This is a genomic window from Gabonia massiliensis (assembly GCF_001403595.1).
Classification (GTDB): Bacteria; Bacteroidota; Bacteroidia; order Bacteroidales; family Coprobacteraceae; genus Coprobacter; species Coprobacter secundus.
The window spans coordinates 673,423-685,387 of sequence record NZ_LN877940.1 but is presented as its reverse complement, the minus strand read 5'-3'; the positions used below and the strand labels follow the sequence as shown (position 1 = coordinate 685,387).

Here is an 11,965-nt window from a genome sequence, read left to right as displayed (position 1 = left end):
AAAAAAGTGACAAATGAAATATTTGATCGTTTTAGGTGATGGTATGGCCGATGAGCCGATTCCTGAATTAGGGAACAGAACGCCTTTACAAGCCGCTAAAACTCCGGTAATGGACTGGCTTGCAGCTAATGGCCGTTGCGGGCAATTGGACACAGTTCCTAAAGGATTTCATCCGGGAAGTGAAATAGCCAATATGTCTGTTTTAGGTTATGACCTTAACCAGGTTTTTGAAGGGCGAGGGTCTCTCGAAGCCGCCAGTATGGGAGTAAATATCGAACCCGGAGAAATGGCTATGAGATGTAATCTTATCTGCATAAAAAACGGGATTATCAAAAACCATTCAGCCGGACATATTTCGAATGAAGAAGCCGACGAACTCATCCGTTTTTTACAAAAAGAACTTGGAGGAAATGATGTTAATTTCTTTTCCGGAGTTTCTTATCGCCATCTTTTAAAATTAAAAAATGGAGATAAAAGAATAGATTGTACCCCTCCCCACGACGTACCGGGAACCGCTTTCGCATCTGTGATGATTAAGGCTGAAGTTCCAGAGGCTGAAAAAACGGCCGAACGACTAAATGAACTCATCCTCCTATCTCAGAAAATACTACCCAATCACCCTGTGAACTTGAAAAGAGTCCAGCAAGGAAAAGATATGGCCAATAGCATATGGCCTTGGTCCCCGGGATATAAACCTAAGATGGAAACATTACAACAACGCTATGGGATACAAAGCGGTGCCGTAATATCCGCCGTAGATTTAATAAAAGGAATAGGAGTATATGCCGGACTCGAAATTATCGAAGTTGAAGGAGCAACCGGTCTCTATACGACTAATTATGAAGGGAAAGCCGATGCAGCATTGACTGCATTGAAAAAACACGATTTTGTATATTTGCATATCGAAGCAAGCGATGAAGCAGGGCATGAAGGTGACGTAGACTTGAAGGTAAAGACAATAGAGTATCTTGACCATCGTGTGCTTAAACGCATCGTTGAAAAAGCCGGAGATTTAGGGGAACCTTTAACTATTGCAGTACTTCCCGACCATCCGACCCCTTGCCGTCTGCGCACACATACAGCAGCTCCTGTTCCATTCTTGATTTACAGGCCGGGAATAACTCCTGACAATGTTCCAGTGTATGATGAATTTAGCGTAAAAAACGGTTTCTATGGGCACTTAAGCCACGACGAATTTATAAAAGAATTATTTAAATAAATTACTTATAATGTTTTATTATAGCACCAATAAACAAACACAAGAAGTAACGCTCGAAGAGGCTGTTGTCAAAGGTCTGGCCAAAGACAAAGGGCTTTTCATGCCCAAACAGATAAAAAGACTACCCGATGCTTTTTATCACAATATCGGAGAAATGAGTTTTCAAGAAATCTCATTCATTGTTGCTGAGGCCTTTTTCGGAGAAGATGTAGAAGCCGATATTCTAAAAGAAATCGTATATGATACATTGAACTTCGATACTCCGGTAGTCCCTGTATGTGATAATATCTATAGTCTTGAACTCTTTCACGGTCCGACACTGGCATTTAAAGATGTAGGAGCACGCTTTATGGCTCGTCTATTAGGCTATTTTATTAAAAAAGAAGGGAAAAAAGAAGTTAATGTTCTTGTGGCAACTTCGGGAGATACTGGTAGTGCCGTTGCCAATGGATTTCTCGGTGTTCCCGGCATACATGTATATGTCCTCTATCCTAAAGGTAAAGTCAGTGAGATTCAGGAAAAACAATTCACTACACTTGGGAAAAATATTACAGCCATAGAAATTGACGGGACTTTCGATGACTGCCAGGCTCTCGTAAAATCGGCCTTTATGGATGAGGAACTAAATAATGCGATGAAATTGACTTCGGCAAATTCCATCAATGTAGCCAGATTTCTTCCTCAGGCATTCTACTACTTTTATGCATATGCTCAATTAGCTAAAAAAGAGAAAGCCAAAAATGTAGTATTCAGTGTACCCAGTGGAAATTTCGGAAATATTACAGCCGGATTATTTGCCAAAAGAATGGGACTTCCAGTAAAGAGATTTATTGCGGCAAACAATCGTAACGACATTTTCCTTCAATACCTCAATACAGGAATATACTCTCCACGCCCCTCAATTGCAACTATAGCTAATGCTATGGATGTTGGCAATCCCAGCAATTTCGCACGCATTCTGGAACTTTATAAAAATTCTCATGAAGCAATCTGCAAAGAAATCAGTGGATATAGCTATACCGATGACATGATACGAGAAGCAATAAACACACTGCACAAATCGACAGGGTATCTGCTCGACCCCCATGGGGCTTGTGGTTACCAGGCCCTAAAAGATTCGTTACAGCCTGAAGAAAACGGTGTATTTTTAGAAACAGCACACCCCGCTAAATTTTTAGAAACTGTAGAAAATACAATTCATGAAAATGTAAAAATACCCCAAACTCTCCAGGCATTTATGAATGGGGAAAAGAAAAGTGTAGAGTTACCTTCTACGTTCATTCCGTTCAAACGCTTTTTGATGGAACAATAATAAAAAAAATTTTGTCATAAATAAGGTAAAATATTGAATTTGAAACACATATTCGATATTTTACCTTGTTTTCATACTGTAATTCAATTCAAAATACGATTTCTTTGGTTATTAGCTTTTTCCGGTCTTGACTTGCCGATACGTTTACCCGAAGGAGCCTTTCGACTTCTTTTACTTGTATTCTTTATTCCGCAACCTTTATATTTTACATCTTTTTTCATATGCACATTTTTTTCACAACAAATATACAAACTTACTCAAGAAATATTTATACCTCATTAAAATCGTGACAAGATATAGCCAACTTTTGTATCAGATATTCACGCAAAAATTCTATATTTGTATAGGCTAAAGTTCCAAATACACAAGCCCATGCATGAAATAAAAAATATAATATTGGCAGACAATCAGGACATAACAAAAGCCGGATTGCTATATTTACTGAAAGAGAATTATAAAGACTTGTCTTACTCTTTTGCCCCCAATAAAAGTGAGCTCGTTTCCCAATTAAATGTGAATGAATATTCTCTAATAATACTCGATTACACTCTTTTCAACTTTAACCGCATTGAAGAACTACTCATTCTAAGGGAACGATTCAAAAATTCAGTATGGTTACTTTTTTCTATTGAACTAAGCAATAGTTTCTTATATCATATTGCTCAAAATCATCTTCCAATAAGTATTGTTTTAAAAGAAAATTCTAAAGAAGAAATCCTAACGGCTATACACTATACTCTTAAAGGGAAACGATTCTTATGTAATTATGCAAGCAATCAATTACTTGAGCATAGGCTTCAAGCTTCCGCCCCATCTCCTCAGCTAACTCGAACAGAAACAGATATTCTTAGAGAAATAGCTCTTGGAAAAACTACCAAAGAGATAGCCGCTTCTCGAAACCTTAGTTTCCATACTGTCAATACCCATCGTAAAAATATATTTCGTAAACTGGAAGTCAATACAATCCACGAAGCTACAAAATATGCCATACGAGCCGGTCTGATAGACTTAGCTGAATATTATATATAGAACCTCATATATTTAAATATTGAGATTTAAATAGAAAAATGTATCTTTAACGCTGTTTTTAACAACTGCCCAAATATTGATAATATGGAAAAATTTCTTTTGTTATTATCTTTTTGCCTTATATTAAGCTGTACCTCCAATAATAAACAAGAAAATAATAAATCAGCTGAAGCTTATAAAACAACATATGCCCAAGGATTATCCATAAAAAAATTCCCTGATTATACTGAAGTGCAAATACTCAATCCGTGGGATACTACCCGAATTTTACACACATACATTCTCGTACCCCGTGATGCCCAACTTCCATCCAATATTCCTTTGGGGACTGTTGTCAGAACCCCTCTCAAAAATGTTGCTGTATATTCTTCGGTGCATTGCAGTATGCTCGAAGCCATAGACGCAGGGCAAACCATAACCGGGGTCTGTGACTCCCAATACATCACATTGCCATTTATCAAAGAAGGCCTTTCTTCTGGAAAAATCAAAGACCTTGGTGAGTCTTATTCGCCTGATGTAGAAAAAATAATAGAATTAAATCCCGAGGCTATTCTTGTTTCTCCTATGGAAAATATGGGCTATGGAAGAGTCGAAAAATGCGGGATACCTATCATTGAATGTAGTGACTATATGGAGAATCATCCTTTAGGCCGGACTGAATGGATTCGATTACTGGGGTTATTTTTCGGGCAGGAAGGTAAAGCCGATTCTTTGTTCAGTCAAACAATGACCCGATACAACGAGTTATGTAATAATCTTCCACAAAAAGCACATAAACCTTCTGTTTTTACCGAAACAAAATTGAGCTCTGTCTGGTATCAACCGGGAGGCAACAGTTACATGGCTTGTTTGCTAAAAGACGCGGGAGCCGATTATATATGGAAAAACGATTCTCATACAGGCTCTATCGCTCTTTCTTTCGAAACAGTATTTGAGAAAGCTCACCAAGCTGATATCTGGCTTATCAAATATAATAATGAAAAAGACCTGACTTATCAAAGTCTAGAAAAAGACTACAAACCTTACAATCAATTTGATGCATTTAAAAATAAAAATATATACGGCTGTAATACACTAAAATCATCGTATTACGACGATTTACCATTACACCCTGATTATATTTTAAAAGACATGATAAACATATTTCATCCCGGACATTTATCCGACACGTCACTCAAATACTTTAAAAAATTGAATGAATGAAAAATAAAGTATTCACTACAGACTCGGGACAAATATATGTGACTTGCCTGTTGCTGATTATTATAATCCTATTTATATGCAATCTTATATTCGGTTCTGTATCCATCCCCATACGCTCTGTATGTAATATCCTTTTGGGCAATGAAACGGAAAAAAGCAGTTGGTCTTTCATCATCCTGCAATCAAGGCTTCCCCAAGCCTTTACCGCTTTACTTTGCGGGGCAGCCTTATCCGTATCAGGGCTCCTGCTCCAGACTGCATTCAACAATCCTCTCGCCGGGCCATCTATTTTAGGTATCAATACGGGAGCCAGTTTAGGTGTTGCATTAGTTATGCTGGTTTTTGGAAGCTCCATAGGTAAAGCCGGATTATTTTCCTTGTCCGGCAGTTTGGCTATCATTACAGGGGCATTCGTGGGTTCTGGACTCATTTTAGGGACTATATTATTCTTCTCTACCTTGGTAAAAAGTAACTTGATGCTACTCATCATAGGGATTATGGTCGGTTATATAACCTCATCTGCCATATCTCTTATCAATTTTTTTGCTACTGCCGAAGGCGTTTTTTCATATACTTTATGGGGAATGGGAGATTTCTCCGGTGTATCACGAGAACAACTACCTTTTTTCAGTCTGATGATTATAATCGGCCTTTTCATCTCTATTCTTTTAGTAAAACCTCTAAATGCACTTTTGTTAGGAGAGCGCTATGCTGCCAATTTGGGTATTTCTATCGGGCGTATCCGCTGGATATTGTTATTTGCTACCGGTCTATTAACAGCGACTGCCACAGCATTTTGCGGTCCCATCTCATTCATCGGGTTAGCTGTTCCTCATATATCACGGCTGTTATTAGGGTCCTCTAATCATACTATACTGCTCCCGGTTACTTTACTTATGGGTGCTGTTGTTGCCCTGCTTTGTAATCTCATATGTATATTACCGGGAGAAAACGGGCTATTGCCCTTAAACGCAATCACTCCCATTCTGGGGGCTCCAGTCATTATTTACGTAATCATCAACCAAAAGAAAATACAATACTTTCATTGATGAAAAAAGAATCTATATTCATAGCCGAAAACATAAGTATAGGATACCGACAGAATCAGGCTGACATAAAAACAATACATTCCCTTTTGAACTTTTCTTTATTCAAAGGGGAGTTAACTTGTCTATTAGGTCCTAATGGTGCAGGAAAATCGACCCTATTACGAACCTTAAGTACCATGCAAGCTCCTCTCACCGGAAATGTCTATCTGCTCGGAAAAGCTCTCAAAGATTATAAAGAATATGAAATATCCCGCCTAATCGGAGTTGTCTTAACAGACAAAATCTATGCAGGAGGCCTAACTGTTGCTGAACTCGTATCTTTAGGACGACATCCTTATACCGGTTTTTTTGGGAAACTAAATAAGAAAGACAAAGATATTATCGAAAAAGCCCTATCGATAACAGGTATTACGGATAAAGCCAGTCACTATGTCTCCCAATTATCTGATGGTGAACGGCAAAAAGTAATGATAGCCAAGGCCCTTGCTCAAGAATGCCCTATCGTATTACTGGACGAACCTACAGCCTTTTTAGACATACCCAGCCGAATAGATATCATGTTGTTACTTCACCAATTAGCTCATGATGAAAATAAGGCTATTTTATTGTCCACTCATGATACTGATTTAGCACTATTGTTATCTGACCGTCTCTGGCTATTGTCAAGAGATAAAGGATTACTGAGCGGTTTTACAGAAGATATCGTTTTATCTGGAGAAATGGATAGATTATTTTCTCGACCAAACATTTTTTTTAATAAAGAAAATGGAAGCTTCCGGCCCCAAATCTATCATCATCAGACTCCCGTCAGAGTCGAAGCTAAGGGAGAACTATCACATTGGTTGAAAAATCTCCTGCAAAAAAATGGTTTCATGCCGGTTTCCGACAAAAATACTTGTACAAATATTCATATATCGGCAAATCAAAAGGATAATATTTCTATTGAAATTGATAACGAAAAATATACAGTGCACTCATTCGAAGAAATCATTCCTATAATCGAACATACACAATCTATGTCCGACTGATTTTCGATAAAGATTCCACAATCAGATATGCCGCTTTCTGCGGGGCACCCGGAGCTCCCAACTTATCGGTCATTTCCTTATATCCGGAAATCATCTCCCTTCTTTCAGGCGTATCATTCAGTAAAATGCCTAATTCTCTACGAGTGTTCTCTACTGTAAACAAATGTACCAACAATTCTTTTACGATTTCTCTATCAGCAATAAGATTTACCAGCGAAACAAAACGAATATGCAAGATACGTTTAAATATTTGATAGACCAATTTACCCCCTTTCATCTTATAACAAACGACCTGAGGTATTCCTATCAGTGCCGTTTCGAGAGTTGCAGTACCCGACGTAACCAATGCTGCTCTGGATTGTTGTAACAAACGATATGTTCTTCCAAATACAACTGCCACATCTTTGCCTTTAATAAATTGATTATAAAAATCAGGTTCTACACCAGGAGCTCCTGCAATAACCAATTGATAATCGCGAAATGCTGATGCAGCCTCTATCATTATCGGTAAATTATCTTTTATTTCAGCAATCCGGCTTCCTGCCAATAATGCTATTATCGGCTTATTTCCAAGCTCACTCTCCCCAACAAACTGTTCAAAAGTCTCATTTTGATACGGACGCCCAGACAATTCATCGACCGTCGGATTACCAACATAATCGATACGGTAATTATGTTTTTGATAAAAAGGAACCTCAAAGGGCAATATAGAAAACATACGGTCAACATAATTCCGAATACTCTTAATACGATATTCCTTCCACGCCCAAATTTTCGGAGATATATAATAATAAACAGATGAAGTCAGATGAGTTTTTACAAATTTTGCAATTTTAAGATTAAATCCGGGATAATCTACAAGAATAACAACATCCGGTTTCCACTGTGTAATATCATTACAACACAAACGGATATTTGCCAACACTTTATCAAAATTCAATATCACCGGAATAAAGCCCATATAAGCCATTTCCCGATAATGCTTCACAAGCGTACCGCCTTCTGCAAGCATGAGGTCTCCTCCAAAAAATCGAAAAACAGCATCTTTATCTTCATTCTTCAAAGCTTTCATCAGTGCTGCTGCATGTAAATCTCCGGACGCTTCACCGGCAATCAGATAATATTTCATAATCCAATAAAATTGCTACTTTGGCAAAAGTACATTAACTTTTGAGGTTTTCATACTTCATTTTCAAATTTTCTCATTTTCCGTATCTTTGTTCCACAATAAGCATCATAAAAAAGCGTTATTTCTACATGAAGACTGAAAAACGAATTATACTTTTCCTTATCGCAATATTGTGCGGGTTATCTTTTGTGAGCTGTTTCAAAGAAGACTTCTCAACCAACCCAAACGACCGTCTCTCATTTTCTACCGACAGCGTAAAGTTCGATACCATTTTTACTCAAAAAGGAACAGCGACTTACTCATTCCGAGTCTATAACCATAATTCAAAAGCCTTGAACATATCATCTGTCCGATTGACAAATGGAAACGCCGGATTTTATATAAACGTCGACGGACAACCAGGCCCAGATTTACAAAATATCGAAATATTAGGCAAAGACAGCCTCACCGTATTTGTCAAAGCCAATGTAGACCCTACCGGGCAAGATACGCCAATGAAAATAGAGGATGCTATCATCTTTACCACTAACGGTATAGACCAAAAGATTATTCTTGAAGCTTATGGGCAAGATGCTATTTTGCTCCGAGGAGATACTATCAAAGTCGATACTGAATTTTCCTCCCCCAAACCATATTTAATATACGATAGTCTTATCATCGCCCCAGATGTAACTTTGACATTAAAAGCTGGCACACGCTTACATTTTCATAACAAAGCCGAACTGAGAGTAAAAGGTCGATTAAATGCTGAAGGTTCCGTTTCCCAACCTGTAACATTCAGAGGCGACCGCTTAGACAAACTCTTTCCAACACTGCCTTATGACTTCTTAGCCGGGCAATGGGGTGGCATACATTTTTATAAAGATAGTTACGACAATCACCTCGATCATGTGTCTATGCGTGGCTCTTCTTACGGCATGGTGATAGACTCTTCCGACATATCAAAGCTCAAACTGGAACTTAGTAATTCTGTCATACATAATTCCGCCGGAAATCTATTTTCTTCAACTGACAGTCAAATCAACGCGTGGAATTGTCAATTTTCAAATGCAGGAAACGCCGTCTTAAAAATATCTGGAGGCAAAGCAGAATTCACACATTGCACCATCGTCAATTATTACCGTTTAGATATTATTCGTTCTCCGATATTGACCTTCGATAAATATGCTTCTACATTAGGAGATAAAGCATTGAATATCTCTTTCAAAAACTGTATTATTTCAGGTAGCTACACTCTGATACAACCGACAGATTTGTTGGGATTCAACATTCATTTTTATAATTGTCTATTCACTCTGGGTGGAAGCGATGATGAAAACTTCCTCAACTGTATCTGGGAAGGTGACCCCAAATTCTATGCAACAGGCGATGATTATATATTCGATTATCGTCTCAGCTCAGACCAATCCTCTGCTATCAAAGCCGGAAATCCCGAATATCTAAACGAACAGTTACGAACGGATATGCTGGGAACACTTCGACCTAAAGGAGAAAATCCGGATATTGGAGCTTATCAATTCGTTCCGGAAAAGACAGAACAAGAAAATTTGTAAGATGTTTCTTTCTCCCCCTTTCATTTATGCCAATTCAAGACCGAACTTATCGGCAAATTGTCGGATATACGGATTTTTCTGAGCCATCATATTTAACTTCTCTCTCTGACTAAAAGCTTTCTGTTTTTCAGCGCGTGCGCTTTCCCGAACAGACATTGAAATGTGTGTATTTTTTAACTCTTGCTTCAGAAACGGAAGAATATAGGCGGCTTTTTCCTGAACCAATTTTACTTGGGCCTGATTATCGACAACCACTTCAAAATGTAATGCCGATTGCATTTGGGGTTTACAACTAATCATTGTATTTACCAATACTGTTTCTGTCGGTATAGTTTGCGTAAAACGAACCCAAGCCCTCTGCAAATCCTCCACAGTAAACGGGTTACTCATTTCCGTCACAGTTCCCGTTTCTTTCTTAACTTGAGTCTCCGTCATCACCTGAGGCTTCTTTATAGATATAGAAGGAGGCACCATTCTTGGCATCGGTGCTTTAGGAGGCTGAGACTGCTGTAAAGTACTGGATACCGTCACAGGTCTTGGTGGCTGTACAGCCTGAGACTGCAACACAGCAGCCGGTGATACCGGTTGCTGTACTTTATTTTGTTGTGGCACTTGCTGTGCAGGGGGAGGTTGAGACGAAACCGAAGGCTGATTTGAAGAGGTAGCCGAAGCTACTTTCTGCAAAGGTGGTGCCACAGATGGCGCGACTTGTACCGGAGCTAATAATTGGCACAGTTTTATCAACATCAACTCAACTAATAACCTTTTGTTATTGCTGGTACGATAAGACAAATCACATCCGTTACTTATATCGATAGCTTTATACAAAAAATCGTTACTACATTGAGCAGCTTGCTGCCCATAACGCTGAGCGACAGAAGGTCCCACTTCCAGCAAAGATAGTGTCGATGGATCTTTGCAAACCAAAAGGTTCCTGAAATGCGTACTCAATCCACTTACAAAATACTGGGCTTCAAAACCATTTCGCAATATTCTATCAAAAATCAAAAGCGCTTCAGGTACAGATTGCCGTAAAAAAGAATCTGTCAATTTGAAATAATACTCATAATCCAAAACATTCAGATTCTCTATTACTGAAGCATATGTTATATGACCACGAGTAGAACTAACTACCTGGTCAAAAATCGACAATGCATCACGCATTCCCCCATCAGCCTTTTGCGCAATTATATTGAGCCCCTCAACTTCAGCCTCTATCCCCTCCTGAGAAGCGACATATTGCAGGTGCTCAATCGTATCAGCTATTGTTATTCTTTGAAAATCATATATTTGACAGCGAGAAAGGATCGTCGGCAATATCTTATTTTTCTCTGTGGTAGCTAAAATAAAAATAGCATGGTGCGGAGGTTCTTCCAATGTCTTAAGAAAGGCATTAAATGCCTGAGATGAAAGCATATGGACCTCATCAATAATAAATACCTTATATTTGCCTATTTGAGGTGCTACTCGTACTTGTTCTGTCAACTGTCGTATATCGTCTACAGAATTGTTAGATGCCGCATCAAGTTCCAATATATTATAAGAACGCTGTTCGTTAAAAGCGACACACGATTCACACTCGTTACAAGCTTCTCCATTTTCCGTAGGATGCAAGCAATTTATTGTTTTGGCAAAAATACGGGCACACGTAGTCTTCCCAACACCTCGAGGTCCGCAAAAAAGATAGGCATGCGCTAACTTCTGTGAATCAATAGCATTTTTAAGCGTTTGAGTCAGAGCCTTCTGACCAACGACTGAACGAAATGTTGACGGTCTGTATTTCCGAGCAGAAACAATATAACTATCCATCTTATCGGGGTATCCTTTCTATTTTTAGTACTTACAAATATACATGATTATCCCGGAATATTATAAAGCTATTTTCTTTTTTAGAAATTGTTGGATGTATTTTTAGTTCTACAATCCCAAACTAAAAAATATTTCTAAAAAAACGCAAAATCAAACTTCCATACTACTTTTATCGAAATGTAAGGGCAGTATATCTTTTATCGAATTTACAATATAAACACCCTCTTTACCATACATCAACAACCGGATAGGTGTATCAAAACGATTTTCCGTCTCCAAAATCACTTGGCGACAAGCTCCGCAAGGAGCAACCTGTGACTCTGTAAAATCACCTCCCGCCTGTGCTGCTAAAGCGATAGCCTTTACAGGAACATCCGGAAAATTGGCATTTGCAAAAAATAACGTAACCCGCTCGGCACATAAGCCCGAAGGATATGCTGCATTTTCTTGATTATTGCCAGTTACTATCTCCCCATTCTCTAATAATGCGGCAGCCCCTACTTGAAACTTAGAATATGGTGCATAAGACTTATTGCTGGCCTTCTTTGCAAGATCTATTAAGTTTTTTTCTATATTACTCAGTTCATCATAAGAACAAACTGTTATCTTTGCAGGGATATTTAACTCTTTCATA

At 38.4% G+C, this 11,965-nt stretch carries 11 protein-coding genes; 7 read left to right on the top strand and 4 right to left on the bottom strand.

Translation table 11 applies throughout. The features are described 5' to 3' along the window. The first annotated feature begins 13 nt into the window (after positions 1-13). The gene (locus BN2628_RS12875) at positions 14-1,219 is read left to right on the top strand and encodes a cofactor-independent phosphoglycerate mutase (protein WP_044224608.1); all 1,206 of its coding nucleotides are present in this window, start codon (positions 14-16) and stop codon (positions 1,217-1,219) included. Positions 1,220-1,229: 10 nt separating this feature from the next. Continuing rightward, positions 1,230-2,531, top strand: coding sequence for a threonine synthase (gene thrC / locus BN2628_RS12870; protein WP_044224611.1), 1,302 nt, complete (start codon positions 1,230-1,232; stop codon positions 2,529-2,531). An 83-nt stretch (positions 2,532-2,614) separates the two neighbouring features. Here the strand turns inward: thrC and BN2628_RS17635 are convergent, their stop codons facing one another. Then, complete coding sequence (locus tag BN2628_RS17635; RefSeq protein WP_257606483.1) at positions 2,615-2,752, bottom strand: hypothetical protein; 138 nt, start codon at positions 2,750-2,752, stop codon at positions 2,615-2,617. A 160-nt stretch (positions 2,753-2,912) separates the two neighbouring features. Here BN2628_RS17635 and BN2628_RS12865 point away from each other — a divergent pair, with 160 nt between their 5' ends. The 4 genes from BN2628_RS12865 to BN2628_RS12850 all read left to right on the top strand — a co-directional run bounded on the left by BN2628_RS12865 (position 2,913) and on the right by BN2628_RS12850 (position 6,840). Continuing rightward, complete coding sequence (locus BN2628_RS12865; RefSeq protein WP_044225142.1) at positions 2,913-3,560, top strand: response regulator transcription factor; 648 nt, start codon at positions 2,913-2,915, stop codon at positions 3,558-3,560. 84 nt (positions 3,561-3,644) lie between these two features. Next, positions 3,645-4,763, top strand: coding sequence for an ABC transporter substrate-binding protein (locus tag BN2628_RS12860; protein ID WP_044224614.1), 1,119 nt, complete (start codon positions 3,645-3,647; stop codon positions 4,761-4,763). Continuing rightward, positions 4,760-5,812 (top strand): iron ABC transporter permease, encoded by a 1,053-nt coding sequence (locus tag BN2628_RS12855; RefSeq protein WP_044224617.1) that lies wholly within the window; start codon positions 4,760-4,762, stop codon positions 5,810-5,812. Before BN2628_RS12860 ends, BN2628_RS12855 begins: the two co-directional genes overlap by 4 nt. Beyond that, a complete protein-coding gene (locus tag BN2628_RS12850; protein WP_044224619.1) occupies positions 5,812-6,840 on the top strand; it encodes an ABC transporter ATP-binding protein in 1,029 nt (342 codons plus the stop codon). The genes BN2628_RS12855 and BN2628_RS12850 overlap by 1 nt, the downstream gene beginning before the upstream one ends. Here BN2628_RS12850 and lpxB read toward each other — a convergent pair. Then, a complete protein-coding gene (gene lpxB / locus BN2628_RS12845; RefSeq protein ID WP_044224622.1) occupies positions 6,827-7,969 on the bottom strand; it encodes a lipid-A-disaccharide synthase in 1,143 nt (380 codons plus the stop codon). The two genes, BN2628_RS12850 and lpxB, sit on opposite strands and share 14 nt — an antisense overlap. Positions 7,970-8,097: 128 nt before the next feature. Between lpxB and BN2628_RS12840 the strand changes: the two genes are divergently transcribed. Beyond that, a complete protein-coding gene (locus tag BN2628_RS12840; protein WP_044224624.1) occupies positions 8,098-9,522 on the top strand; it encodes a choice-of-anchor Q domain-containing protein in 1,425 nt (474 codons plus the stop codon). Between the two features lie 24 nt (positions 9,523-9,546). Here BN2628_RS12840 and BN2628_RS12835 read toward each other — a convergent pair whose 3' ends face one another. Both BN2628_RS12835 and BN2628_RS12830 read right to left on the bottom strand, forming a co-directional pair. Further along, complete coding sequence (locus tag BN2628_RS12835) at positions 9,547-11,331, bottom strand: DNA polymerase III subunit gamma/tau (RefSeq protein ID WP_044224627.1); 1,785 nt, start codon at positions 11,329-11,331, stop codon at positions 9,547-9,549. Positions 11,332-11,481: 150 nt separating this feature from the next. Then, positions 11,482-11,964, bottom strand: coding sequence for a cytidine deaminase (locus BN2628_RS12830; RefSeq protein WP_044224630.1), 483 nt, complete (start codon positions 11,962-11,964; stop codon positions 11,482-11,484). Between the last annotated feature and the right edge of the window lies 1 nt (position 11,965).

Bases quoted from the DNA above. Each gene is read 5' to 3' on its own strand.
- BN2628_RS12840 (WP_044224624.1), top strand. From the start codon at position 8,098: ATGAAGACTGAAAAACGAATTATACTTTTCCTTATCGCAATATTGTGC.
- BN2628_RS12850 (WP_044224619.1), top strand. From the start codon at position 5,812: ATGAAAAAAGAATCTATATTCATAGCCGAAAACATAAGTATAGGATAC.
- BN2628_RS17635 (WP_257606483.1), bottom strand. From the start codon at position 2,752: ATGAAAAAAGATGTAAAATATAAAGGTTGCGGAATAAAGAATACAAGT.
- BN2628_RS12860 (WP_044224614.1), top strand. From the start codon at position 3,645: ATGGAAAAATTTCTTTTGTTATTATCTTTTTGCCTTATATTAAGCTGT.
- BN2628_RS12835 (WP_044224627.1), bottom strand. From the start codon at position 11,331: ATGGATAGTTATATTGTTTCTGCTCGGAAATACAGACCGTCAACATTT.
- BN2628_RS12855 (WP_044224617.1), top strand. From the start codon at position 4,760: ATGAAAAATAAAGTATTCACTACAGACTCGGGACAAATATATGTGACT.
- thrC (WP_044224611.1), top strand. From the start codon at position 1,230: ATGTTTTATTATAGCACCAATAAACAAACACAAGAAGTAACGCTCGAA.
- lpxB (WP_044224622.1), bottom strand. From the start codon at position 7,969: ATGAAATATTATCTGATTGCCGGTGAAGCGTCCGGAGATTTACATGCA.
- BN2628_RS12830 (WP_044224630.1), bottom strand. From the start codon at position 11,964: ATGAAAGAGTTAAATATCCCTGCAAAGATAACAGTTTGTTCTTATGAT.
- BN2628_RS12875 (WP_044224608.1), top strand. From the start codon at position 14: ATGAAATATTTGATCGTTTTAGGTGATGGTATGGCCGATGAGCCGATT.